This window comes from Rhizobium sp. P1_C7, from assembly GCF_056406295.1.
This window is the reverse complement of the sequence record NZ_JBFUAL010000011.1, coordinates 44,937-67,499: the sequence shown is the minus strand read 5'-3', so window position 1 is coordinate 67,499 and position 22,563 is coordinate 44,937. Positions and strand designations below refer to the sequence as shown.

The 22,563-nt window shown below is 59.1% G+C and carries 25 protein-coding genes and 2 pseudogenes; 17 read left to right on the top strand and 10 right to left on the bottom strand.

The window, feature by feature from the left end; all coding sequences use genetic code 11:
* Positions 1-86 precede the first annotated feature (86 nt).
* Together traF and AC1D2R_RS18345 are read left to right on the top strand one after the other, a co-directional pair.
* Positions 87-872 (top strand): conjugative transfer signal peptidase TraF, encoded by a 786-nt coding sequence (gene traF, locus AC1D2R_RS18350; protein WP_477969126.1) that lies wholly within the window; start codon positions 87-89, stop codon positions 870-872.
* A complete protein-coding gene (locus AC1D2R_RS18345) occupies positions 862-2,025 on the top strand; it encodes a conjugal transfer protein TraB (protein WP_477969124.1) in 1,164 nt (387 codons plus the stop codon). The genes traF and AC1D2R_RS18345 overlap by 11 nt, the downstream gene beginning before the upstream one ends.
* A gap of 183 nt (positions 2,026-2,208) precedes the next feature.
* On the opposite strand, the gene AC1D2R_RS18340 is transcribed toward AC1D2R_RS18345, so the two are convergent.
* The 3 genes and pseudogenes from AC1D2R_RS18340 to AC1D2R_RS18330 all read right to left on the bottom strand — a co-directional run.
* Complete coding sequence (locus AC1D2R_RS18340; RefSeq protein WP_477969122.1) at positions 2,209-2,394, bottom strand: DUF3008 family protein; 186 nt, start codon at positions 2,392-2,394, stop codon at positions 2,209-2,211.
* Positions 2,395-2,474: 80 nt separating this feature from the next.
* Complete coding sequence (locus AC1D2R_RS18335) at positions 2,475-3,563, bottom strand: DNA topoisomerase IB (RefSeq protein ID WP_477969120.1); 1,089 nt, start codon at positions 3,561-3,563, stop codon at positions 2,475-2,477.
* A 162-nt stretch (positions 3,564-3,725) separates the two neighbouring features.
* A pseudogene (locus AC1D2R_RS18330) lies at positions 3,726-4,069 on the bottom strand (SDR family oxidoreductase); the annotation flags it as partial.
* Positions 4,070-4,147: 78 nt separating this feature from the next.
* On the opposite strand from AC1D2R_RS18330, the gene AC1D2R_RS18325 reads away from it, so the two are divergent.
* Positions 4,148-4,345 carry a hypothetical protein gene (locus AC1D2R_RS18325; RefSeq protein ID WP_477969118.1) on the top strand — a complete coding sequence of 66 codons (198 nt, stop codon included), beginning with the start codon at positions 4,148-4,150 and terminating at the stop codon, positions 4,343-4,345.
* A 740-nt stretch (positions 4,346-5,085) separates the two neighbouring features.
* Here the strand turns inward: AC1D2R_RS18325 and AC1D2R_RS18320 are convergent.
* Positions 5,086-5,646 (bottom strand): NADPH-dependent FMN reductase, encoded by a 561-nt coding sequence (locus AC1D2R_RS18320; protein WP_477969116.1) that lies wholly within the window; start codon positions 5,644-5,646, stop codon positions 5,086-5,088.
* Positions 5,647-6,009: 363 nt separating this feature from the next.
* Here AC1D2R_RS18320 and AC1D2R_RS18315 point away from each other — a divergent pair, with 363 nt between their 5' ends.
* From AC1D2R_RS18315 to AC1D2R_RS18285, 7 genes are all read left to right on the top strand, one after another.
* Complete coding sequence (locus AC1D2R_RS18315) at positions 6,010-7,053, top strand: ABC transporter substrate-binding protein (RefSeq protein ID WP_477969114.1); 1,044 nt, start codon at positions 6,010-6,012, stop codon at positions 7,051-7,053.
* 9 nt (positions 7,054-7,062) lie between these two features.
* Positions 7,063-7,962 carry an ABC transporter permease gene (locus AC1D2R_RS18310; RefSeq protein WP_477969112.1) on the top strand — a complete coding sequence of 300 codons (900 nt, stop codon included), beginning with the start codon at positions 7,063-7,065 and terminating at the stop codon, positions 7,960-7,962.
* A complete protein-coding gene (locus AC1D2R_RS18305) occupies positions 7,959-8,762 on the top strand; it encodes an ABC transporter permease (RefSeq protein ID WP_477969110.1) in 804 nt (267 codons plus the stop codon). Before AC1D2R_RS18310 ends, AC1D2R_RS18305 begins: the two co-directional genes overlap by 4 nt.
* Positions 8,759-9,847, top strand: coding sequence for an ABC transporter ATP-binding protein (locus AC1D2R_RS18300; protein WP_477969108.1), 1,089 nt, complete (start codon positions 8,759-8,761; stop codon positions 9,845-9,847). The genes AC1D2R_RS18305 and AC1D2R_RS18300 overlap by 4 nt, the downstream gene beginning before the upstream one ends.
* A 120-nt stretch (positions 9,848-9,967) precedes the next feature.
* Positions 9,968-10,834: a TauD/TfdA dioxygenase family protein gene (locus AC1D2R_RS18295; RefSeq protein ID WP_477969106.1), complete on the top strand. Its 867-nt coding sequence runs from the start codon at positions 9,968-9,970 to the stop codon at positions 10,832-10,834.
* A 37-nt stretch (positions 10,835-10,871) separates the two neighbouring features.
* Positions 10,872-11,525, top strand: a complete 654-nt coding sequence (locus tag AC1D2R_RS18290; protein ID WP_477969104.1) for an RraA family protein — start codon at positions 10,872-10,874, stop codon at positions 11,523-11,525.
* Positions 11,522-12,376, top strand: coding sequence for a carbon-nitrogen hydrolase family protein (locus AC1D2R_RS18285; RefSeq protein WP_477969102.1), 855 nt, complete (start codon positions 11,522-11,524; stop codon positions 12,374-12,376). Before AC1D2R_RS18290 ends, AC1D2R_RS18285 begins: the two co-directional genes overlap by 4 nt.
* Here the strand turns inward: AC1D2R_RS18285 and AC1D2R_RS18280 are convergent.
* Positions 12,330-12,612, bottom strand: a pseudogene (locus tag AC1D2R_RS18280) (helix-turn-helix domain-containing protein). The gene AC1D2R_RS18285 and the pseudogene AC1D2R_RS18280 overlap by 47 nt on opposite strands.
* 59 nt (positions 12,613-12,671) lie before the next feature.
* Here AC1D2R_RS18280 and AC1D2R_RS18275 point away from each other — a divergent pair.
* From AC1D2R_RS18275 to AC1D2R_RS18265, 3 genes are all read left to right on the top strand, one after another.
* The gene (locus AC1D2R_RS18275; RefSeq protein WP_477969100.1) at positions 12,672-13,052 is read left to right on the top strand and encodes a helix-turn-helix domain-containing protein; all 381 of its coding nucleotides are present in this window, start codon (positions 12,672-12,674) and stop codon (positions 13,050-13,052) included.
* A 138-nt stretch (positions 13,053-13,190) separates the two neighbouring features.
* Positions 13,191-14,258, top strand: coding sequence for an ornithine cyclodeaminase (locus AC1D2R_RS18270; RefSeq protein ID WP_477969098.1), 1,068 nt, complete (start codon positions 13,191-13,193; stop codon positions 14,256-14,258).
* Between the two features lie 59 nt (positions 14,259-14,317).
* Positions 14,318-15,703: an MmgE/PrpD family protein gene (locus tag AC1D2R_RS18265; RefSeq protein WP_477969096.1), complete on the top strand. Its 1,386-nt coding sequence runs from the start codon at positions 14,318-14,320 to the stop codon at positions 15,701-15,703.
* On the opposite strand, the gene AC1D2R_RS18260 is transcribed toward AC1D2R_RS18265, so the two are convergent.
* Positions 15,652-17,022: an amidohydrolase family protein gene (locus tag AC1D2R_RS18260; RefSeq protein WP_477969094.1), complete on the bottom strand. Its 1,371-nt coding sequence runs from the start codon at positions 17,020-17,022 to the stop codon at positions 15,652-15,654. The genes AC1D2R_RS18265 and AC1D2R_RS18260 overlap by 52 nt on opposite strands.
* 15 nt (positions 17,023-17,037) lie before the next feature.
* Complete coding sequence (locus AC1D2R_RS18255) at positions 17,038-17,613, bottom strand: winged helix-turn-helix domain-containing protein (RefSeq protein ID WP_477969092.1); 576 nt, start codon at positions 17,611-17,613, stop codon at positions 17,038-17,040.
* 260 nt (positions 17,614-17,873) lie between these two features.
* Here AC1D2R_RS18255 and AC1D2R_RS18250 point away from each other — a divergent pair, with 260 nt between their 5' ends.
* Together AC1D2R_RS18250 and AC1D2R_RS18245 are read left to right on the top strand one after the other, a co-directional pair.
* On the top strand, positions 17,874-19,262 hold the full coding sequence (locus tag AC1D2R_RS18250; protein ID WP_477969090.1) for a sensor histidine kinase: 1,389 nt from the start codon (positions 17,874-17,876) through the stop codon (positions 19,260-19,262).
* A 1-nt stretch (position 19,263) separates the two neighbouring features.
* The gene (locus AC1D2R_RS18245; RefSeq protein WP_477969088.1) at positions 19,264-19,887 is read left to right on the top strand and encodes a response regulator; all 624 of its coding nucleotides are present in this window, start codon (positions 19,264-19,266) and stop codon (positions 19,885-19,887) included.
* On the opposite strand, the gene AC1D2R_RS18240 is transcribed toward AC1D2R_RS18245, so the two are convergent.
* Positions 19,884-20,345 carry a hypothetical protein gene (locus AC1D2R_RS18240; protein WP_477969086.1) on the bottom strand — a complete coding sequence of 154 codons (462 nt, stop codon included), beginning with the start codon at positions 20,343-20,345 and terminating at the stop codon, positions 19,884-19,886. The genes AC1D2R_RS18245 and AC1D2R_RS18240 overlap by 4 nt on opposite strands.
* 250 nt (positions 20,346-20,595) lie before the next feature.
* On the opposite strand from AC1D2R_RS18240, the gene AC1D2R_RS18235 reads away from it, so the two are divergent.
* Positions 20,596-21,276: a hypothetical protein gene (locus AC1D2R_RS18235; RefSeq protein ID WP_477969084.1), complete on the top strand. Its 681-nt coding sequence runs from the start codon at positions 20,596-20,598 to the stop codon at positions 21,274-21,276.
* Positions 21,257-21,379 (top strand): hypothetical protein, encoded by a 123-nt coding sequence (locus AC1D2R_RS18230; protein WP_477969082.1) that lies wholly within the window; start codon positions 21,257-21,259, stop codon positions 21,377-21,379. The genes AC1D2R_RS18235 and AC1D2R_RS18230 overlap by 20 nt, the downstream gene beginning before the upstream one ends.
* A gap of 244 nt (positions 21,380-21,623) precedes the next feature.
* Here AC1D2R_RS18230 and AC1D2R_RS18225 read toward each other — a convergent pair whose 3' ends face one another.
* Positions 21,624-22,025: a response regulator gene (locus tag AC1D2R_RS18225; RefSeq protein ID WP_477969080.1), complete on the bottom strand. Its 402-nt coding sequence runs from the start codon at positions 22,023-22,025 to the stop codon at positions 21,624-21,626.
* A 97-nt stretch (positions 22,026-22,122) separates the two neighbouring features.
* Complete coding sequence (locus AC1D2R_RS18220; protein WP_477969078.1) at positions 22,123-22,440, bottom strand: hypothetical protein; 318 nt, start codon at positions 22,438-22,440, stop codon at positions 22,123-22,125.
* Positions 22,441-22,563 lie beyond the last annotated feature (123 nt).

The window sequence follows — 22,563 nt, the reverse complement described above, 5'->3', positions numbered from 1 at the left end:
CTGACTGACATGCCTGCCGGGAGCACGCGCGGCCGCCGCTCCCGACGAACTGTTGATGTTGTTTGCAACCAGGAGAGAACCTCGCCGTGGCGTTCCTTATTTCTTTTCTCCGTCAGTATCGTCGCCCGTGGCTCCGGCCGCGGCGCCACGGGATCGCTGCGAGGGACGTCAACGGCGAGACCTTCCGCAAACTCACGGATGCCATGCTCGCAATCAAGAAGACCGAAATTCATCGCGCATGGGATTTCAGGCGGACGGTCGGGCACGCCTATTCGCCAGACAAAAGTCCAGGCGCCTTCACTGAAATGACAGGGCCCGTGCACAGGAACGGCTGTAGGAATGGGAATCGAAAAACCGTCACGGCCATTTTACTCGCCGCTGCGCTCGCGGTGGGCACCCCATGCCTGGCCGGATTCCTCGGCGGCTACCGGATCAATTTGACCGCGAGCGAGCCGCTCGGCCTGTGGCGCGTCTTGCCGGTCCGTCACCCAATATCAGCCGGCGATCTTGTGTTCATCTGCCCGCCTGACAACCCCAGCATGCGAGCGGCGCGCGAGCGCGGCTATCTGCATTCCGGACCCTGCGATGGCGGTTTTGCACCCTTGATCAAGAGCGTCATCGCGGTGGCGGGACAGACTGTCGAGGTCGATCACGAGGTTCGCGTCGATGGCAGGCTTATTGCCCATTCGGCTATCTCGAAAGCGGACGGCAGGGGAAGGCTGTTGCTGCCTTACGCCGGTGGCACAATGCCCGAAGATTTTGTGTTTGTTCATTCCAGCTTCTTTGCGTCATACGACTCTCGCTATTTCGGTCCAATCCCCGCGTCGGGTATTCTCGGCCTGGCTCAAGAGGTGCTGACTTTTGCGGGGTGAGCGAGGCCAGACGGTTGCAATTGTCGCGCTGGCTGTGACAAGTGGCTGGGTCGGTTGGAGCGGTGTTGCTCTCCTCTTTCCCGTGGCGTTGGCATTTCCCGTTCTATGGTCGATCGCGTCAAGCAGAGGCACTGCAGCACTTGCCTCAGCTGGTTATTTTCTGGCGGCATCGCGAGGGTTGTCGCAGGGGGTTGCCGCTTTCTACCACTCTGATTTTTGGCCGGGATTGCTACTCTGGCTGCTGGCATCGATGAGCTTCGTCACCGTTCACACATTGCTCTGGACACCAAATGCACGACAGCAGCGCCTTCGCTTTCTTCTTGCATCCTTGCTGGTCGCACTCCCCCCGTTCGGAATCACCGGATGGGCGCATCCGATAACAGCAGCCGGGATCCTGTTCCCGGAATGGGGATGGTGTGGTCTGGCTGCGACGACAGCCGGCCTGATGGGCCTCGTAACCCGTATCCGGCCCGCTGTTGCCATTGTCCTTGCGGGATTTTGGCTCTGGTCCGCCGCAACCTGGACCGAGCCGAAAACACCTGACGGGTGGCATGGTGTTGACCTCGATCTCGGCGCTTCGCTCGGAAGGGATCCCCTTCTCGCCTATCAGCGTGACTTGATTGCAACGGCGCGTGGGTTGGGTGCTGGGGGCGCGCAATCTGTTGTATTGCCGGAAAGCGCGATCGGAAGCTGGACGCCTACAGTCGAAGGCCTTTGGGCGACGGCGCTGAAAGATGTGTCCTTGACGGTGGTTGCTGGAGCTTCAGTCATCAACGCCGAAGGCTACGACAATGTCCTCGTCGCGATATCAAGCGGTGGCGGCCAGATCATTTACCGCGAACGAATGCCGGTGCCGGGTTCGATGTGGCAGCCATGGCGGTCATGGTTGGGGGAATCGGGCGGCGTACGTGCGGACTTCTTCGCAAACCCGATGGTTGAATTGAACGGACGGAAGCTCGCTCCCCTGATCTGCTACGAACAACTGGTTGTCTGGCCGGTCCTGCAATCCATGTTGCACGACCCGGACGTGATTGTCGCCGTCGGCAATGGCTGGTGGACGGCAGGCACATCCATTGTCGCAATCCAGCGTGCCAGCGCGACCGCATGGGCACGGCTCTTCGGCAAACCGCTCATCCTGTCCTTCAATATCTGATGCGTAGATCCAGACTCAGTGTCGGCCCACTCGTCAAATGGCGGGCGCACGATCCACTCCATTCACCGCCGACTGAAGGCAAGGACGTTGCAAAAGGTCACAACCTCCCTCCCAGATCCCGACTTCAGGCACTGCCTGGTTAGTTCAAGCGACCACGCGCGCGTTCCTGCGATGATGCGTCATTTACTTGGACACGTGCTGTGGTTTCCCCTTGGTCTTCGTGGATGCAAACTCCTCGAGCTGTTTCTCGCTCATGGAGTCGACCATCTCCTTGGACGCCCCTTTGAGTTTACTCTTCGGCGTCTCGCCACGCTTTGCAGACAGGGCGGCGCCTGCAGCTCTTTGCTGTGCTTGGGATTTGGCTGGCATGAGGTATCTCCTTTCACTGTTCAAACTCTCCTGGCGCGAGCAAGTTCCCGACGAAGGGTGCGCGCCGCCGGCCTGGCCGTTCACGCGCCCGCGCTGTCGACTGGGCGCATCTTCAGCCACCGAAGCACCCTGATCTCCTCCTCATCCATCCAGTTCAGCAAGCGCTCGCTCGTCGTCTTCCGGAGCCTCAGGACGTCGCCGAGGCGGCCTGCGCGAAAGTCTTCAAGGACAGCCGGATGTATATAGGAGGAGCGGCAGACGGATCGTGTGTTCACGAGCTTTGCCGCAACGGCATCAATTGCGCTGTTGAGCTGAAGTGTTATTGCGCGCGTGGATGTTGGCACCTCCAGAGGAGCGAGGATCGAAACCGCCATGCAAGTCGCCCCCCACGTGCGGAATTGCCGTGAGCTGCTGCAATCATCGCCGGTTACCTCTCGAATGTAGGAATTGACATCCTGCGATGATATCTGGCGGCAATCACCATCGTTGCAGACATATTTGAAGAGTTGCTGGCCTGGCAGTTCCTGCAACTTTCGCACAATGTTCGCGATGCGCCTGTCGCAGTGCACCAGATTCCATTCCTTTCCGGATTTGCCCTTAAACCGAAACCGAACACTGGAACCATCGGTCTTCACATGGCGATTTCGAAGCGTCGTCAGGCCGTAAGACCGGTTCGTCGCGGCATAGCTCGCATTTCCAATCCGGATGTATAGGTTGTCCAGCATCCAGACGACGGTCGCTAGCGCCTTGTCCATCGTCAGTCCCTTCGCCCGGAGATCCATGTCCACGCGCTCGCGTATATCAGGAAGCCGCACGCCGAACTCGACGAGACGCTCGAACTTGGCGCGACCGCGTTCTGCGTGCCAGTTGGCATGATATCGGTATTGCTTGCGGCCGCGGGCGTCGATGCCCACAGCTTGCAGATGCGATAGCGGATTGGTGGAGATCAAGACGTCGCGGTACGCTGGAGGAATTGCCAGAGCATTCAGGCGCGCGATCTCGTTCTTATCGACAATCCGGCGCCCGTCCGGCGTGCAATAGAGGAAGCCCCGCTTGCCTTCCTTGCGGGTGATCCCCGTTTCCAGACCCGGAATGTAGACCAGGCCGCAAAAGAGTTTTGCTTCCGCCGCCGTCGCGTCGATGATGTGGGTTTGAAGCATCTGGTTCATGTGCGCAAAACACTTGGACTGCATTCTGGTTCCACCGAGTTACGCTTCGTACTCGGGATTGACCTCGGGACGTTTGCTGTTTCGTTGGAGTGTTGCGGCATGACGTGCCGTACCAGGACCGGTACTGACAATTTTCGCGCGCCTGGCGACGGTTTTGTGGCGTCAATTGCCGCCAATGATCGGCAGGATTTTCCACGTGATATAGCTCGACATGTGAAGGTATGGCAGGAAGACGCAGGCCGGTCCAATATCTTCCGGGCGGCTCTCTTCATTGGTGTGCCGTGCCCCGACGTCGCGACGTCTTCTGCCTCTTCGTCAGAAGGATTCCATGGTGTCCGGACTGGTCCCGGAGCGACGGAATTCACGCCGATACCCTTCGGGATCGATTGCGCTCCATGTGCGGGTGAACGTGTGAATGCTCCCCTTCGTCATGGAACCGTCGAGCAAATACCTGATCCTTCGAGGCCGGTGACCGTGGATCGCCATAGTGGCCCTTTGGCCAAGTGGCTAGGGCACAAAGGCTGCGGTACCTTTCAACCGCTGACAAGCAAGCAGGGAGGATTTCAACGGCTACTTTCACCCTCATGGTTGGAACCGGCGACAATAACCTTGCCGCACCGAGCACCGTTCGCCATTCATCGGAAATCCACGCACCAACGGTAGCGAACGCCATCGCGCAGGCGACGCAAAAAATCGAGAGAGATCCTGATTTCTATGGGACCGACCGCGTCGTCGTCAAAGCAAGTGATGGTTCGGTCGTGTGGAGCAAGCCTGATCCCTAGAGACCCGTCGACACAGCACAGCTTGGGACGCTCGAGGAGTGCCTGAGCCCAGTGTGTGCCCTCCGGCATGCCGCTGACAGGAATGAGAGGGCCTCCAGCGTTATCAATGGCTGGGTCTGCTATCGCCAGCACGGCCATCGAAGGCAGTCGCTGCTTGATGCGGTAGCAACTGGCGATAGGCAGGTTTTGAACGGCCCTGGGTGTGGCGACGAGCCGGGCCGCTGACCAGACGACGCCGCTCATCGCTGCCACATTGGGCAACCAAGCTCCATAGTCGAATTGCTGCTGGGCAAGGGGCCGGAACTTTTTTCAGGCTGGATAGTTCTGTAGCCAGATACCCTGAATTCCCGCCGAAGGGAGGGTTCCATGTCTTCCGAATTGACGTCTCGCTACTTGACCACCGACGAGCTCCGCCTCCTCCAGCAAGTGCTCATTGATTGCGGGTACACCTGCGATATTGCAAGTGGTCAGTCTGCCGGTCCCAACCTGGCAGCTAGGTTGCTCGTTTGCCTTTATCAGGGCGGCACGACAGATCCGGCGGAGCTTGCCGGTGAGCTGGTGCGGCGTTTTGGGCAGACGAAAAAGGAAGTCCTGGTTGCCGAGAAGCAGCTGCATAGGAATGCCATTCGTGGACTATACTCGCCCAGTCACGCTGGTAGAGGGTCGAAGTACCACCATGAAACGCCGAGCGACCTAACCAATGATGCTCTCGAGCCGTACTCACAAGTTGCGATTGGGTACTAGTGGTGTCTCGACTGGGTGAACGAAACAAAGCCCGTCAGGAATTCTTGAAGATGCGCCTCGGTCTTCGGGTCAGCGAGCACTAGCTCTGCGTCAAAAACACCGGATGCTCGCGACACGAGGAGCCTGCCTTCCGACCATAGCTCCGCTCCAAGCGTCCGGAGCACCGGGAGCCAAGCGTTCTGCGAGAGGATTGTACCCATGCCACCTGGAGAAGCGCCCATGAGCGCCACGGGTTTGCCGCCGAACACGCGGCCAATATCGGCGGCCGGCCGCGACAACCAATCTATTGCATTCTTGAAAACGCCCGGGATCGAATTGTTGTACTCCGGCGTTGCGAGGAGGAGACCATCGGCCGTCGCTATAGCCTCCTTGAGTTCTGTGACAACTGTCGGAATTCCATGCTCGGCCTCCAGATCTCCATCATAGAGAGGGATGTCTCGAATGGAGCCGATAACGAGTTGTGAGCCGGAAGGCATGAGGGGCGAAGCGGCATTGAGAAGCGCGGAATTGAAGGACCCTCGGCGCAAGCTCCCGGAAAGCCCTATAATCATCGTCATGTCGTCCTCCATTTTCAGGTCGCGGCAAGGCCGCCCGCGATGCATCAAACGCTGCCATCGGCTGCCCCGGCTGATCCTATCTCATTTGTGATCTTTCGCGCCGCCAAAAGCGCATACTCTATGCTTTGTTCGGTCGATGAAAATCTAAAGCGAGTCGGCAGTCCGCAAGGCTTGCCTTGCGCCACTCTGGCCAAACAAGCTCCTCATAGCGGAAGACGGCCGCCAACTCGCGGCACCCGACTTGGCGATTCGGGCGTCGATTGATCCTCCCAATGCAACAATCCTTGGCGTTCTTTATTGGACCGGTCCCCGGTCGCTGTTCAGCATTCCCTCGGGAACAACATAAAACAGCGAGATATCCTCATGGAACGAGACCGACGCCTGATCCTACTCGCAGCATTGGCGACCGCCACGCTGTCCACGCCACTCCGCGCCGAGACTTTGGTCGTCAACAGCTATGGCGGACCTTACGAGGCGATCATTCTCGAGAGCATCATCGAGCCCTTCGAGGCCAAGTTCGGCATCGACGTCGTCTATGATGCCGTTGGCTCTGCATCCCAGGACTACGCAAAGATCAAGGCAACGAAAGGCCGGCCGGGGTTCGATGTCGTCGTCATGACGGCGTCGCAATCCCTGCAGGGCTGCAGGGACGGGGTTCTGGAAAAACTCGATGTGAAAAGCATCCCCAACCTCGCAAGGCTCGTACCGACTTTGAGCGCGGCGGCGGGCCACTGCGGGGCGGTCCACGAAGTGCAGTATATGTCGCTTCTCTACCGGACAGACAAACTTGCCACGCCATCCTCCTGGTCGACGCTGCTCTCGCCCGAGTTGAAAGGCAGAATCGTGCTGCCAACATTCCAGAACATCATGGCGCTCTATCTCGTGGAGATGATGTCGGTGATGAACGGCGGAGATCTCGTCGACAATCTCGATCCGGGGTTCAAGGCGATGGGAGCGGTCGCAAAGCAGGCGATCGGTTTCGAACAATCCTCGGCGATCCTCGAGCGATACATCAAGGACGGGACGGTTTGGGCCATGCCGTTCTGGAACGGGCGTGCGCAACTCCTCGTCGATTCCGGCCTGCCCGTCGACTACATCAGGCCAAAGGAAGGCACCATCCCGCTGATTGCCACACTCAACGTACCCGTCGGTGCCGAGAACAAGGCGGCGGCCAAGACGTTCATCAACTTCTTCCTGGAGAAGACCAGTCAGGAAGCCTGGGTGAATGGCTACAAGGTCGGAAGCGCCCGCACTGACATCGAAGTGCCGGAGGCCATCCGCGCGCGACAGATCACCACCGAGGCCGATCTGCAATCGCTTCTCCTTCCAGATCTGTCCGTCATCGCAGAGAAACTCCCCAGGTGGGCCGATCAGTGGGAACGCGACGTCGTTTCTCAGGCGAACTGAGGAGGACCCATGCACACCTTGACACTCGCTTCACCTGCATCGACGTCTCGTTGGGCAAACTGGATCTCCAGCTATCTCGCCCTCTTGCCTGCCGGATTGCTTCTGACCTTGTTCTTCGCCCTTCCGATGGGCATGATGATCGGCCTCAGTTTCTCACAGGAGGGCGTCGAGGGTTTTAGCCTCGACAGCTACGGGCGTTTTTTCACGGACGGTCTGTCCCTGGCGGGCTTCTCTCGAACTGCGATCATGTCCGCGCTCGTTGCCGTCTCTGTCACCGTGCTGGGTTATCCGGTCGCCTATTTCCTGGCTCGCTCAAAGAGCCGATGGCGCGCTGTCGTCTTTGCCCTGGCACTTGCCCCCGAACTTGCAGGTGTCGTCCTGCGGACCTATGGGTGGTTGATCATCCTCGAGGACAGGGGCTTCATCAATGATGCCCTCCTTCACCTCGGCCTCATATCGTCGCCGCTGCCCCTGTCGAAAAATCTCTTTGCCGTCGTGGTTGGTCTGACCCACGTTGTGCTGCCATTCGGCATTCTTGCTTTGACCACGAGCCTTCAGGGGATTGATGAAAACCTCGAGCGTGCGGCACAAATGCTAGGCGCTTCGCGCCTGGCGGTCATGCGTCACGTCATCCTCCCGTTGTCGGCGCCAGGGGTCGTCAGCTCGCTTCTGATTGCCTTCACGATGGCTGCAAGTGCCTACGCCACGCCCGCCTTGCTTGGAGGGGCCGGATTCAAGGTCCTGGCAACAATGATCTCTGAGCAGGTTCTGTTCTACATTGACTGGCCGTTCGCCGCCGTCATGGCCAATGCGCTTCTCCTCCTGATGCTGACGATCTCCGTCATCGGTGTCAGGTTTGAAGCCCGGCAGTCCCTGTGGCGGGATGGCCGTGCAAGGAGAGCCCAGTGAACAGGATCCTCTCCTCGCTTTTCTGGCTGATGCTTGCCGGCGTGCTCGCCTTCATCACCTTGCCTCTCGTGGTCGTCATTGCCGCATCCCTCAGCCCAACCTCCGAGGTGACCTTCCGGCCTTGGGAGTGGACGCCGATGTGGTACGGCGAGCTTGCGTCTGACCGTTGGCTGCTGCCTTTCCTGCTTAGCGTCAAGATCGCTGCGATCGTCTCCGTGATCAGTGGTGTCGTCGGAGTGATGGCCGCCTACATCATCGCCTTCGAGAAGGTCCAGGGCAGCGAGGCGATCATGTCTGCGCTGCTTTCACCGCTCTCGGTGCCGCAAATTGTCAAGGGGGTGGCGATTGTGCTGTTCCTGTCGCGCGTCGGGATGCAACCGCTTCTTGGAACGCCGGCCCTGATCGCTGCCCACTGCGTCCTGGCCCTGCCTTTCGTCATGCGGATGGTGGCGACGTCGATTGCCAATTTTGATGCCAACCTCGATCGGGCGGGCCAGATCCTCGGCGCTAGCAAGCGCCAGCGGGTGCAGCACATCCTGTTGCCGGCGATCAAGCCCGGCATCCTCTCGGGGATGACGCTCGCGTTCATCATCTCCTTCAACAACATCCCACTGTCGGTTTTTCTGGTTCGCCCCGGCGACACCACGCTCCCGATCACGGTGATCAACTACCTCGAATACAGCCTCGATCCGGTGATGGCGGCAGTCAACGTCGCCTCTATGGTCTTCATCCTCGCAGTAATCTTTTCCTTTGAAAAAGTCGGCGGGTTTTCCGCGCAGCTTCATGGTGGCAGCAAATGAGCAACATCGACATCGAACTCGTTTCCGTGAGCAAATCGTTTGGAACAGTTTCCATCGTCAACGACATCAATCTCCAAATTCCGCAAGGAGAGTTCGTCAGCATCCTTGGCCCATCGGGCTGTGGGAAAACGACCACCCTCAACATGATCGCCGGGTTCAACGAGCCATCCGTCGGCGACATCAGGATCCGTGGAAGGAGTCAGGCGCGCGTTCCGCCGGAAAGGCGCAACATCGGACTCGTGTTTCAAAACTATGCTCTGTTCCCGCATATGACGGTGGCCGAAAATGTTGGATTCGGCTTGAAAATGAAGGGAGCAAAGCGACAGGAAATCGACGACGCTGTAATGGTGGCATTGCGCAGCGTCCACCTCGACCAGTATGTGTTTCGCTACCCGAAGGAGCTCTCGGGCGGTCAGCAGCAGCGTGTGGCGCTTGCGCGGGCCATCGCTCCGCGCCCTTCTGTGCTCCTTCTTGATGAGCCTCTGTCCAACCTTGATCTCAAGCTACGGGAGGCGATGCGTGTTGAGCTCAAGGACCTCCAGGCCAAGCTCGGAATGACGTTTGTATACGTGACGCACGATCAGGAAGAAGCCATGGCCATGTCCGACAGGATTGTCGTCATGTGGCAGGGGGAGATCGCGCAACAGGGAGACCCCGCCTCGGTCTATCGGCATCCGAAAAGCTCCTTCGTCGCGAACTTCATCGGAAAGTCCAACATTCTCAAAGTCTCAAGTATCGTTGAGCTGCGGTCGGGCCACGAGGTCCGGTTTGCCGATAGTGCCGTCAGTCTCCGTGCAACGACGGCGCCGGACCAAGCACAAGTCCGCTTCTGTTGCATCCGCCCCGAGGACATTGTCGTGTTGTCCGGTTCGGGCGCCGTGATCGACGATCGCTGCAATCGATTGAACGGGACACTCCGCCGCGTCGCGAATCTTGGCGCCTCCCTCGAGCTTTCAGTTGAGGTGGATGCCAATCTCGTTTTGACGGTCCTGGTGCGCTCGTCGCTGTCCGGCTCGCTGCCGCCTGTCGATGGACGGGTCGAATTGGGCGTCGATCCGGACGCCGTCCAGCTGCTCTCGCATTAGCGACTGCAATTGATACACGGCGCAGATCAATGGCCCCCCATCGGTATTGGAGCCGCCTTCCCTCTCCGGCCTAGCATCATCCTGACCTTGAGAGGAATGGTCATCAACAGGAGATTGAAAATGCTTATGAAAAAGAGGATTCGCGCCGTCCAGACTGGCTGCAACGTCTGCGCTGACATCGAAGGGTTCGACTTCGACGATTATGACACTCGCGATGTCGCTGCGATCACCAAATACTGGTTGCAGTATGGTGTGCTTCGCTTCAAGAAGACCCGCATCACCGATGCCCAGCAGGTGGCTTTTTCCCGTCATTTCGGCGAGTTTGTCATACATCCCAAGCAACTCCAGGAGGGCGGCCACCCGACCCACAAGGAGATATTGGTCATCAGCAACGCGATGAAGGACGGCAAGCCGAGCGGCGCCATGGGCAACAGCGAGGCAACGTGGCACACGGACACATGGTTTTACGAACGCCCTCCGGCAGGGGCAATCTTGCGTGCCGTTGCAATCCCGCCTTTCGGTGGCGACACCTACTTTCTTTCGACCTACATCGCCTACGAGACTCTGCCGGAAGCATTGAAGACCGCAGTCGACGGACGTCAGATCTTCTTCCAGAATGTCTATGACAAGACGGGCACCTTGCGCCTTGGAAAGTCCGCACCGCGAAGTGCCGACTTTCGGGAATGGAGCGGTGTCGTGCATCCCCTCGTCCGTACACATGGCGAGACTGGCCGGAAGGCGCTCTTTCTCGGTGGGACAATTGAAGGCGCCTGGATCGTCGGCATGAGCAGGGACGAGAGTGATGCCCTGCTCGCCGAGCTTTGGGATCACACAACGAACTCCAGGCATGTCTTTATCCAGCAGTGGGACGAAGGCGACATCATGATGTGGGATAATCGCTGCACCATGCACCGGCGCGATTCCTTCGATCCCGCCTTTGTCCGCATCATGCATCGCACCACAACATCAGGCGAACGGCCGGTCTGAGCTCTCAGCCAACCGCAATCAACAGAAAGCAATCGTGATGACGGCGCATTATCGAATGATGGATCGTTGCCCGCCCCTGCCCGATCATTTGGTCGAACTGCTGTCTTGCGTAGACACGGCGACCATCGGCCATGTCGAGCACCTGGGGTTTGTTGGAGACAATATTCGCTCCGTGTTTCCTGCACGAGTGGCTGGGGCAGCGCTCACCGTCGCGGCTCCTGGCCGCGACGGGACCATTGTCTACAGGGCGATCGACAGACTGCTGCCTGGTGATGTCCTGGTGATTTCGCGGGTCGACCGCGATGACATTGCCTGCGTCGGAGGCGGTGTCGCAACGGCGGCGAAGGCGAAGGGCGCCGTAGGAATCGTCATCGACGGGCCCTGCACCGATGTCGATGAAATCGTCAGCGTCGGTCTTCCTGTCTGGTGTCGCGGGGTGTCGGCCAAAACCACAAACCGCCAGCTTCAGATCGGGGGTTCCCTCAATGTGCCGATAGCCTGCGGGGCCGCCGCGGTACTCCCCGGCTACGCGGTTCTTGCGGACAATGAAGGTGTGTTTGTTGCTGATCCCGAACGGATGCGTGAACTCGCCGAAGCGTCGCTCGAACGCCAACAACGCTCGGTGGACATCCGTCACCATCTGGCCTCTGGCCGATCAATATTTGATTTTCGCGAGGAGACCACACCTTGAAGATATCGCTTGTTCAAATGAACTCGCAGCCCAACCAGAAGCACAATTTCGCCCAGGCAGAGAGGCTCATGAGGGACGCCATGGCCGGCCGTCCGGACCTCATCGTTCTGCCGGAGCATTTCGACTGGATGGGCGGAACCGCTGACGACAAGAAGCGCGTGGCTGCCTCCGTCCCCGGGGGAGAAGCATACGCGCTCGTCCAGCAGTTTGCCAAGGACAACGCCGTGTGGATCCATGCCGGCAGTCTCCTTGAGCGAGACGCCGAAAACGATCGCGTCTTCAACACGTCAGTGGTTTTCAATGCGCGGGGCGAGCAGGTCGGATTGTACCGAAAGATCCATCTGTTCGACATCACCTCGCCTGACGGCAAGACCTATTCGGAATCGACCACTGTCACCGCTGGGAACGACCTTCTGATCTACGAGCTCAACGGCTATCGGATCGCCTGCGCGATCTGCTACGACCTGAGATTTTCGCGCCTGTTCGATCGCCTCGCAAGCGAAAAAGCCGACATCTTTGTTCTGCCGGCAGCGTTCACCCGCCAGACAGGACGAGCTCATTGGGAGGTCCTGTGTCGCGCACGGGCGATAGAGTTCCAAGCCTATGTTATCGCATGCGGCCAATGCGGAAGCTACCCGGTGCCCAATGGAGAGCGCCGCCAGACTTTCGGCCACTCGCTGGTATGCGATCCCTGGGGCAAGATCATCGCACATACGGGAAGCAATATCTGCGTGCTGAACGCCGTCATTGATCCGGTTTGCCTGACCGACGCCCGTCGGCTGATCCCGATGGCGTCACACCGGGTTACTCTCGCACACAAGGCAGTCCATGTGAGCTCTGAAAGGGGATAGGAGTGGGTTGAAGCCAATCAGCGCTTTCGTCGGCCCGGACGAGATCGATGTGGCTCACTCCGATAGACTGGGCGAGTTCGTAGAGCGTGACGATCGTCGGATTGCGCTTGCCGCGCTCCAGGCCACTCAAATACTGCTGGCTAAAGCCAGACCGTGACTCGACATCCTCCTGCGTCAGTCCCTTCTCACGACGCAGGCGCGCAAAATTTTCGGCCAACCAAAGCGCGCATATCCATGCGCCACTGATGAAAGTCCGTAGGACGGCACTTCACCAGATCTTTCGACGGATAAACCAATGATGCACGATGCAAGGAAATCCAATTACCTTGACGCTGCCGTTGGCCAGAGAATCGCAGCGCTGCGCCGGACCCACAAAATGACCCAGCGCCAGCTCGCCGAGGCGATCGCAGTGACCTATCAACAACTGCAGAAATATGAGCGTGGCCTCACGCGCGTCAGTGCAGGGCGGATGCAGTCGCTGGCGCTGGTGCTTGGCGTTCCTGTGCCATGGCTCTTCGGGGCACAGGAGACCTCGCCGTTCCGTGATGAAGATAACGCGATCCTGTCCTTCCTCGCGAGCGATGAGGGCCAAGAACTGAATATTGCCTTCTGCCGGATCGTAGACAGAAATCTTCGTCGCAAGATTACCGCTTTGGTGACGGCTATCGTCGAATGAGGCCTCACCTCAATCCCGGCTGCGACGTGCCCGGCGGACAATAAGTTCGCCGAAACGTCGCCAAAGCTTCGCCCAAAGACCCTGCCAACAGGTGCTAGCTTGTTTCCTTCCAAGCGTGGCTTGCCGATGGAGGAGAGAATGCTGAATGAAGCTGTATGCCAGGACCAGGACGTTCGTTTTCTGAGCCGGGAGGAGTTGCGTTTGACAGGCGCCGAACTGACGATCGAGGAAGTCCAAGCGGCTGTTGCCGCTGCATGGCACGACATTAGGGGCGGAACGTCTTACGGCGCGAAGGCTGTCCTTTCGCTTCCCGAGGAAGAGTTCTGGCAGGCGGCAAGCGTTGCGCCTTTCAGAGCCAAATTCGCCAACGAGCGTCTGGGATGGAAGCTTTCCTGCCTCTATAGCGTCAATGGGACATACGGGGGTGTCAAAGTCATCGGGGCAAATGCCTTCAACCGGTATCTTGGGCTGCCGCGCTCGACTTCGACCATGCTCTTGCTTGAAAAGCGGACCCTTCGCCCCTTGGTCATCTTGGACGGCACCGCAATTTCGGCCCATCGAACGGGAACATATGCCTCAAACGTCGTCGATCTGTTTGCACGCAGCCGCGCTGGTCTGTCTGTTTTTCTGTTCGGTACCGGGCCCGTCGCTCGCAGCGTCATCGAGTGCCTGAACTTCAGCCATGCGCAGCTGATTTTGGACGTATTCGTTCGAGGGCGGTCGACCGAGACACTGGACAAACTGATTTCGGACTTTGCCGGTCGGACCTCGTTCAGACTCCATCCGGTCCTTGACCACGCTGATTTAAGACGCTGCGGGGTCGTGATCACAGCGACCAATGCGCGCAGCCCGCTGTTTGACGACGACGAACTGGGCCCAAACGCCGTTACGCTCCATCTCGGTGGAAACGAGGTCCCGGAAGCGTACCTCCAGCGGGCCCTTCGGACCGGTCTGGTCGTCTGCGACGACATCAAGACCGTGTCGCGAAGAAATTCGCAGAGCATTGCCCTGCACTTTTCCAGGCGAACATTGTCTCTCGAGGAAATCGGCCCCCTGATCGGCATTCGGGAACTCTCGGCACCGGTTGGGTTTGAGGTCGATTCAACCGCTCCGGTTTGCGTGACATGTGTTGGACTTCCGATGCTGGATCTCTATGTCGCGCAGGCGACCTACGAGAAGTATCTCGCCCTGAAGGCAGGTGGTTGATCTTGTGAATTGCCAGCTCGCCCGCAGACCAACGAACGCCGGGAACGAATGCGATGCACATGACCCAGGTTCTTGCACAACACGTCCAGTCGATAACGCCGTCGCAGTGCCCCGCCGAGGTGCGCGAACTCGCTCTGCGATGTATTCTCGATCTTGTCGGGGCCGCGATTGCCGGCCATACGATCAAGAGCAGCGTTGCCGCACGAGGAGCCGGAAACGAACTGTTGGGCGACGGATGCGCGAGCATCTGGATGGTCGATCGAATGGCCACGCCGATCTCTGCGGTGATGAGCAATACGGCGGCTGCATCGGCCCTCGACATCGATGACGGAAACCGCGCGGCGCGGGGTCATCCCGGTGCTTGTGTTATTCCCGCAGTCCTGACGTTTGCGCCAGTCGTTCGCGCCACAGCCGACGAGGTCCTGTCGGCAATCATTGCCGGCTACGAGATTGGGGTTCGGGTGGCGGCAGCGCAAAATCCACTTGGTATCTCAACCCGGCAAACAGGGCGCTGGGCAGCTCTTGCCACCGTCGGAGCAATGTCGTCCCTGTTCAAGGTCGAACCCGACGCTGTTTCTCAGGCGCTTGCGATTGCAGGGGTATTGGCGCCAAACCAGCAGGCGAACGGCAGTTCGGGTTACTCCCGGCTGACCGGCAACGACGTCAAGGAAGGGATCCCCTGGAGCGTCGCAACCGGCCTGATGGCGCTCTCGCTGGCTCGCCACGGCTACACCGGTCCACTGGACCTGCTGGATTACGACAGCCACTATGATGCCAAACGGCTCCTGTCTGGAATGGGTCGACGGTGGGAGATTTCGGATACCTATTTCAAGCCATACGCCTGTTGCCGCTATATTCATCCCGCGCTCGACAGGGTGTTCGAGCTCGTCGGACGATACGACCTGGCACCGGGCGACGTCGTATCCGTGGAGGTTCAAACGTTCGGCTGGGCGGCAAGACTCGGTAATGCGGTTCGGCCAGCCACTCTGGTCGAGATTCAGTACAGTTTGCCCTATTGTGTGGCCGTGGCGCTTGTCGAGGGCCGCAATGCGCTCGTTCCGACAAGCGAATGTCTTTTGGGCCGCGAGGACATCACTCGACTGGCACGGAAAGTGAAGATAGAGCTCGATCCCGATATCGACCGGCTCTTCCCCGGCGAGACGCTTGCTCGTGTTGTCGTGGAGACCCGAACACACCGACACGTTTCCGAACTCGGCGGTCCTCTGGGTGATCCCCGCAGACCGATGGGATGGCCGGCGATGGAAGCCAAGTTTCTGATCCTGACACGGAAGGTTCTCTCGCGGTCGAAGCAGAAGGCGGTCCTCGATGGCGTCCTTTCCGCCGCGGCCGGTGATATCGGACCCCTTCTTCGCGAGCTGCGTTCCGCAAGCGATCATCCTGAACGGCACTCGGCCCTCAGTGCGCCATTGAAAACCACGACCTGACCGTTCACCAGCACATGGCGAACACGGCCAAGATTGTGGTTGTCGGTGATCGTGACGTCGGCGCGCCGGCCTATTTCGAGGAGACCCCGATCTGCCGCCATCTCTGGGAAGGTTTGCGAAACGTGGCCGGTTCCAAGTGCCACGGCCCCTGCGAGAGACAGTTGGCGCTTGCGGACCATGCGATGCATGGCTGCCAGGATGCTGTCCCAGTCGCCCCCTGCAAAATCCGTTGAAAGCGTGTCGACCAGTCCCGCCTCGACCAGAGCATCCATGTTTGCTGTGTTGTTTCGCCAGCGCGTTTCGATGCAGTCAAGCGTGGACACATCAATCACCACGCCGCGCGCCTTGAGCTCCAACGCAAATCGGACCCCCTCTTCCGGAAGAAACGACGGGTGGTTGGAGTGCCCAGCAACGAAGCGACCCCTCGGGTAGCGTTCAGCGAGCCTGATCAGAGTGCGAGCCGTGGGAGCTGCATGGTGAAAGATGGCGGGACGGTCGAGACGATGGGACGCTTCTGCGATCTCGCTCAAGCCTTCGAGGGATAAGCCGACAGCCGGCATGACAGTTTCCGTGATCAGACGGCAGACGTCGTAGCGGTTCATGTGCGTGCCCAGTCCGCTTTCAGCGAGCAAAACGTCCAAGACCTCCCCTTCAGGCTCCGCGGCGTCGAGATATCGACCGAGTACGGCCTCCTTGAGCCTGCGCGCCGTGTTCGGATGCACGGTTATGCCGGTGGCCGCGTTGATGGCGAGCGGTATGAATCGATAGTCCTGCGCGCCCCCGCCAAGGGTCTGCCCGCCACCGGCTTCGCCCAATGCCTTGGCACCCCGCTCGATCATATGGTCGATCCTGGCGCGCTTGTGCCGATCTGACAGGCCTTGCCCATCGATCGCCATCGCCGCCGCCACATTGCTTGGTGTGTGCGCCGTCGTTATGTGAATGTCCAATGGATGAGGCTGGCCAAAAGGCCCGTCGATCTCGTCGGGTGTGGCCAGGCCACATACATTCAGCAGGGTGGTGGTTCCGGAAAGCAGGTGCCGGTTTCTGTGATAGTCCAGATCGATCTGGCGAATTGGCAACGATCCGCTCGGCATGGAAGGACCGCAAATGCATCCATGCGCGTGCGCATTGATGATACCTGGGATCACGGTGCAGCCGCTGGCATCAATGACGATGGTACCCTCTGCGGGTTTCGCATCTCCTGGCGCAACATCCACGATCGTCTGTTGGCTGATCCGGATTGTTCCCTTTTCATAATCCGTCGTGCCGTCGCCAGTGACGATGCGTCCCCCGGTGATAACGATGTTGCGGCAAGACATCACGTTCCCCCCTTGTCAAGCTGAGGTAAGGCCGCTCGCGGCGAGCGCATAGCCCACACCACGCACTGTCCGGATCGGATCCGGCGACGAGGTTCGTGCCAAGGCCCTGCGCAACCGTCCGACGTGAACGCTCACCGTTTTCGGGTCGACGAAAACCCCAGGAGGCCAGGCCATCGCGATCAACTCTTGCCGCAGGAAGACGCGGTCTGGCTCCCTGAGGAAGCTCCGCAGGATTTCGAATTCGATGCGTGGAAGGTGTACCTCTATGGCAGTTCTCCAGACACGTCGGGCCGAAGCATCCATCTCGATGTCCCCGCAAGACAGCCGGGTGTGAGCCTTCTGCTCCTTGAGGGCACCTGAGGCTTCCTCGCACAGGCAGCACAGGACGCGGGCCGGGACGAACGCTGATCGCTGTTCGGGAGAATCGGTGTCGGCTGAGCATGTATGCGATCGCTTCCGAATGCAGGCGGCAGCGGTTGCATCAGGCTGGCCGGTCATCAGGACTGCTTCAAAACCCTCCTGCGCGAGTAGATCTCGCGCAAAAAGGCAGAAGTCGTCGTCCCTTGAACCGATGATGATGATCGGTCTCACGAGTCTCACCGTCGCGGATGTTGTTGGTGTGCTAAAACACAATCCCACGTAGGTGCAGCGGATGCAAATGCTGTCTCTTATGCAAGGATTAAGAAATGTTTCGGACATTCCTTCGGCACCGCCAGATCCGGCGACACAAGCGAGTTGGCCGTCAGCGTCGGAGGCTCCTGCGTTGTCATTGGCGGCACAAACGAAAACTAAGCTGGAAAAGTTCTGGAAACGCCATAGGTTGAGCGCATACTTCTCTTATCAGGTCACAAATGGACTGGCTCGGTCACTGGAATGCCCGCTCACTCGCTTCGCAGTTTTTCGTCGCGGGGGGCCTCGTTTCACTTGCTGCAATGTTTGCCGTGGGGCTCGTCGTAACGCATCTCATCGAGGATGCCGTCATCTACAATTCCGGAGCGGCCACAGCGCTCTACGTCGACAGCGTGGTCGCGCCTTTGCTTCCGGACATGCAGAAGGAAGCTCCCTTGGACGAAGCGAGCGCGCTGGCGCTGGATGAAACGCTCGGGCAGGGTGCCCTTGGGCGCCGGCTGGTCTCGTTCAAGCTTTGGCGCGGCGATGGCACGATCCTCTACTCCAACGAAAAAAAACTGGTGGGGCAGACGTTCCCGGTAAGCAACAAGCTACGGCGGGCATTCGCCGGCTCGCTGGTCGCAAACTATGAACTCGCCTCCGATCCGGAGAGTGCCGAAGAACGAATCCTCGGCAAGCCGCTCATGGAGATATATAACCCGGTCCTCCAGCCGTGGTCCGGACAGGCTGTGGCGGTGCTTGAGTTCTATGAGACCGCAGAAGGGCTCAAGGACAGTCTGGCGCGGGCGAGATTGCGGAGCTGGCTTGCGGTCGCCAGTGTGACGGCAATCTTTTTCCTGATCCTCTCCGCCCTCGTTTTTCGCGGCAGTCGAACGATTGAAGCGCAACGCAAGGATCTTAAAGGGCGGGTCGATGATCTGTCGCGGCTGCTTGCCGAGAACCAGGGCCTGCAGCAAAGGCTGCAGCGTGCGTCACAGCGTGCAGCGGAGTTGAATGAAACATACCTGCGCAGCATCGGCGCCGATCTACACGACGGTCCCGCCCAGCATATCGCATATGCTTCGCTTCGCCTGGACAGCGAACTGCTCGTCGACGCCGCTACAAAGCCGGCAGCGCGGGAGAAGGAGCTTGCCTGGATCCGCTCCAGCCTTGCCGAGGCGATGACCGAAATCCGTAACATCTGCAAAGGGCTGGTGCTGCCACAGATCGAAAAGGCGTCGATCACGGAGATCGTGGAGCGCGTTGTCGGGGCCCACCAGCAGAAGACCGAAACCCTGGTCGAATCGACGATCGACGAAGATGGCCCGGAAATCGCACCCGCGGTAAAGATCTGTATCTATCGTTTCATTCAGGAAGCGCTGAACAACGCCTACCGACACGGAGGTGGCGTTGAGCAGGCCGTCAGGGTCATCTCGCACAACGGTCATGTACAGATCGAGGTCAGCGATCGCGGAGAGGGCTTCGACCCGACGGAGGTCCGGCCTGCGAGCCTTGGCCTTGCGGGATTGCGAGAGCGCATCGACAGCCTCGGAGGAGACTTCGACGTGAGGACCGGCGAAGGAGGTACGACATTGACGATGACCTTCGAGCCAATGGAAGCCGGAGAATGAAATGACACCCATCACCATCGGCGTAGTCGACGACCACCCACTGTTTCGGGAGGGAGTGACACGTAGCCTCTCCGAAGTGAGCGACTTTATGGTCGTTGGAGAAGGCACGAACAGCGATGATGCCCTGCTGATTGCCTCGAATAACCATCCGGACATCATGCTCCTCGATGTCTCGATGCCGGGAGACGGGCTATCGGCGATCGGCAACGTTCTGTCGAAAAGTCCCAATACGCGGATCTTGATGCTCACTGCGTCGGAAGAAGTCGATACGCTGGTCGCCGCGCTTCAACGGGGAGCGATGGGCTATGTTCTCAAGGGGGTCGGTTCGCGAGGACTCGCGCAAGCGATACGAGCTGTGTTCGACGGATCGCGTTATATTTCCCCGGCCATGTCGGCCAAAGTGATGGAGCGCTCACTCAGCCCGGAAGCGTCAACCAAGAATGTCCTTACCCCTCGAGAGCGGGAGGTCATGGATTTGGTCGCCCAGGGCCTGTCGAACAAGCACATCGGTCTGCAACTTCGTCTCCAGGAAAAGACGGTCAAGCACCACATGACGCAGATCCTGACCAAGCTTGGTGTCACGAACAGGACCGAGGCTGCCCTGCTGTGGCGAGAGCGGCGCTAGCGCAGGAGGCGATTTAGCCGCCGGGCATCGGCGGTTGTGGCCGGTCGGCTGATGATCATGCGACCTTTTGAGTCTTTCATGACGTAACGCCCGTTGCGAAGCGTTTCCGTTATTCCATTCGAATGGCGAATATCGATGGAACCATCGGCACCTTGTCTTGCCTGCGCTCCGGCATCTGACGTGCTGCTGGCACCGCTGCCGCCACCGCTTTTGCTGCCACCGTTGCCGCTGCCGCTGCCATTGCCATTCCCGCTGCCGTTTCCTCCGCCTCCCCCATTGCCATTGCCGCCAGCGTTGCCGTTGCCACCGCCGTTTCCATTCCCGCCGCCGTTTCCATTCCCTCCCCCATTGCCATTGCCACCCGCGGCAAAGGAATGTCGGCTTGCCGAAAGGCCGGCCGCAGCGAAGACGGCGGCACTACCGATCAACCTTAGAAAGTCGCGCTTGCGGGTATCCATGCCCTTGCCTCTTTCGTTGTCATCGGCCGGTCCTACGCAGGGAACGACATATGAGATCGCCTGCTTGTTCCAAAAAAGCAAGGCAGTCGGACCTAGGTACTACGCTTCATCAGACTTTGGTCCCAGAACCCAAGCGACTGGTATTCCAACCAGTAGGACCAAAGTCAGGGCAAGGTAAGACTTTCGCCCGATGTATCGGCTTCAATCGTCCGCTAGCATGACTTCTCTTATTCGCAATCTGGAGGAAATCATGCGTATTGCAACGTTCGGGCCGGTTCTGGCGCTTTCAATGGTGTTTGCCGCCAGTTCTCTAGCGCCCCTGCCTACTGCAACGTACGCATACGCGAAAGGGGGCGACCATGGGGGAGGAAACGGCGGCGGGAACGGCGGCGGCGGGGGAAACGGTAGCGGCGGCGGCAATTCCGGTCACAGCGGCAACGGAAACGGAAACGGCGGCAATTCCGGCCGCGGCAGCGCCGGGTCGAGCAACATCAAGTCGTCTTCGGGAACCAAGGAAAAGTCTGAGACCGGCACGCACAAGCATGCGGACCCGTCGAAGAAGAACGTCAAAACCAACGCTGCGGAAACGAAGATCGCACCGCAAATGGCGGGACTGAACTCGCTCAACCGTAACTATCGGGCGCTGATGCACACGTCCGACCCTCGCATGGCAGAGATCGCAGCATACGCAACGGCGTACGCGCAGTACGAAATCGAATACGGGATGTCACCACCCCCGGGAGATCCCCTGCTCGGCGACGACGCACTCGAAGCCGCCCTGGCATCAGCCACCAAGACAGGTTCAGTCAGTCCCGCCGTTTTCGAACGGGCGAAGGCAATTCTGGGCGTGGGCGACGCGTACGGGAAGATTGACCAGATCCGCGGCTCCCTGGAGCAGCAGGAGCCGGATTATGTACAATCCCGTCGGTAGCGCGATCATCCTCCCAGCGTTGGAACACGACCACGATGGCGAGATATTCGCATCCTTCCTCAGCGGCCGCCAACTGGGAGCTGCTATCGGGCTCAAGTCCTGAAGCTCTCTTTTGTCGGACCCAAAGCCTCTCCTGGTCCTCACTCGCGAACGATCGGTAGATAGATCGAGCGGCTCGACGAGTAGGGGCCAGACAATGGCACGGAATTTCTTGCACATCATGAGCGAGAGCTGCTTCGACGACGATACCGTGTCTGCAGCCGCGAAGGAAAGGGTGGCCAAGCTGACCCGGTTCGAAGAGCCGCTCGATGGTCTATCGTGTGCGGCTACAGACCAAAGTGAAGTAGTCACGTCGGATCATCGAGCTTTGTGGCGTGTTGCGGATCTTTCAACGTCCTGCCGTTTCTCCAAGAGGCTGCAAGATGGATCGCTTCAATGATTTTTTCCTGCGTCTGGGGTTTGCTGACAACAGCCACACCATCAGCCTCACCATCGAGAACGACCTCTGGCCTTCCGGTGACATAGATGACGGCTATGTCAAACCCCTTGAGGAGTTTGCGCGCCAGCTGAGGGCCGCTCAATCCATCGGCCAAGCAGATATCAACCAGAGCAATCTCGGCCTCAGGCGCAAGTTCCAGCGCTTCTTTTTCGGTTCGCGCGATGCCGATGACCTCATGCCCGTCCGCGAGCACCATGGCTTCGATATCGAGTGCGATGGTCATCTCGTCTTCAACGATCAGGACACGCATCGTGGTCTCCTTTTCATTCAGTTCAGGTGAGCCCATGAGACCAACGCGACGACGGAAGAAATTCCATCATCGCGATCAGCATCCCTGCCTCGGGCGGCTAGTGAAGAACCCTCGCGCCGGAAGGCGTTGGGCTGACAAGATCGTTCATTTTGATGATGAGCTTGGCGAATTCCGCGAGCACTCGTCTGAAGCCCGCGTCGTCCATACTGGCGATCTCGGCGATGCGGTCGCATGTGCTGGCGATCAATCGCTCGAATGCCACAGCATCCTCGAATATGCCGTTGGATAGACCATACGATCGAGCTGCCACGATCTCGTCCATGATCCGCCGAAGCAAACGACGACGATCGAGCCGCGAAAGGTTGGCAAGATGTTGCTGAGCGTCGAAAATCTCCGTAATCACGCCTTCGGACATTGAACACCCTCGCATTTCTTTCTTCGGCGACACGGACTTGAACATTCGAAGGTAACACCACTTCAAGGTTTGGAAATCGGACCTTGGTCTGACTCTGAGAGGTTTCTCTGAGTTGCCCGATGG

Excerpts from the sequence above, each read along its gene's own strand:
- AC1D2R_RS18340 (WP_477969122.1), bottom strand. The coding sequence starts at position 2,394 with ATGCCAGCCAAATCCCAAGCACAGCAAAGAGCTGCAGGCGCCGCCCTG.
- AC1D2R_RS18335 (WP_477969120.1), bottom strand. The coding sequence starts at position 3,563 with ATGAACCAGATGCTTCAAACCCACATCATCGACGCGACGGCGGCGGAA.
- AC1D2R_RS18325 (WP_477969118.1), top strand. The coding sequence starts at position 4,148 with ATGGTTGGAACCGGCGACAATAACCTTGCCGCACCGAGCACCGTTCGC.
- AC1D2R_RS18320 (WP_477969116.1), bottom strand. The coding sequence starts at position 5,646 with ATGACGATGATTATAGGGCTTTCCGGGAGCTTGCGCCGAGGGTCCTTC.
- AC1D2R_RS18315 (WP_477969114.1), top strand. The coding sequence starts at position 6,010 with ATGGAACGAGACCGACGCCTGATCCTACTCGCAGCATTGGCGACCGCC.
- AC1D2R_RS18310 (WP_477969112.1), top strand. The coding sequence starts at position 7,063 with ATGCACACCTTGACACTCGCTTCACCTGCATCGACGTCTCGTTGGGCA.
- AC1D2R_RS18300 (WP_477969108.1), top strand. The coding sequence starts at position 8,759 with ATGAGCAACATCGACATCGAACTCGTTTCCGTGAGCAAATCGTTTGGA.
- AC1D2R_RS18295 (WP_477969106.1), top strand. The coding sequence starts at position 9,968 with ATGCTTATGAAAAAGAGGATTCGCGCCGTCCAGACTGGCTGCAACGTC.
- AC1D2R_RS18290 (WP_477969104.1), top strand. The coding sequence starts at position 10,872 with ATGACGGCGCATTATCGAATGATGGATCGTTGCCCGCCCCTGCCCGAT.
- AC1D2R_RS18275 (WP_477969100.1), top strand. The coding sequence starts at position 12,672 with ATGATGCACGATGCAAGGAAATCCAATTACCTTGACGCTGCCGTTGGC.
- AC1D2R_RS18270 (WP_477969098.1), top strand. The coding sequence starts at position 13,191 with ATGCTGAATGAAGCTGTATGCCAGGACCAGGACGTTCGTTTTCTGAGC.
- AC1D2R_RS18265 (WP_477969096.1), top strand. The coding sequence starts at position 14,318 with ATGACCCAGGTTCTTGCACAACACGTCCAGTCGATAACGCCGTCGCAG.
- AC1D2R_RS18260 (WP_477969094.1), bottom strand. The coding sequence starts at position 17,022 with ATGTCTTGCCGCAACATCGTTATCACCGGGGGACGCATCGTCACTGGC.
- AC1D2R_RS18250 (WP_477969090.1), top strand. The coding sequence starts at position 17,874 with ATGGACTGGCTCGGTCACTGGAATGCCCGCTCACTCGCTTCGCAGTTT.
- AC1D2R_RS18245 (WP_477969088.1), top strand. The coding sequence starts at position 19,264 with ATGACACCCATCACCATCGGCGTAGTCGACGACCACCCACTGTTTCGG.
- AC1D2R_RS18240 (WP_477969086.1), bottom strand. The coding sequence starts at position 20,345 with ATGGATACCCGCAAGCGCGACTTTCTAAGGTTGATCGGTAGTGCCGCC.
- AC1D2R_RS18235 (WP_477969084.1), top strand. The coding sequence starts at position 20,596 with ATGCGTATTGCAACGTTCGGGCCGGTTCTGGCGCTTTCAATGGTGTTT.
- AC1D2R_RS18230 (WP_477969082.1), top strand. The coding sequence starts at position 21,257 with ATGTACAATCCCGTCGGTAGCGCGATCATCCTCCCAGCGTTGGAACAC.
- AC1D2R_RS18225 (WP_477969080.1), bottom strand. The coding sequence starts at position 22,025 with ATGCGTGTCCTGATCGTTGAAGACGAGATGACCATCGCACTCGATATC.
- AC1D2R_RS18220 (WP_477969078.1), bottom strand. The coding sequence starts at position 22,440 with ATGTCCGAAGGCGTGATTACGGAGATTTTCGACGCTCAGCAACATCTT.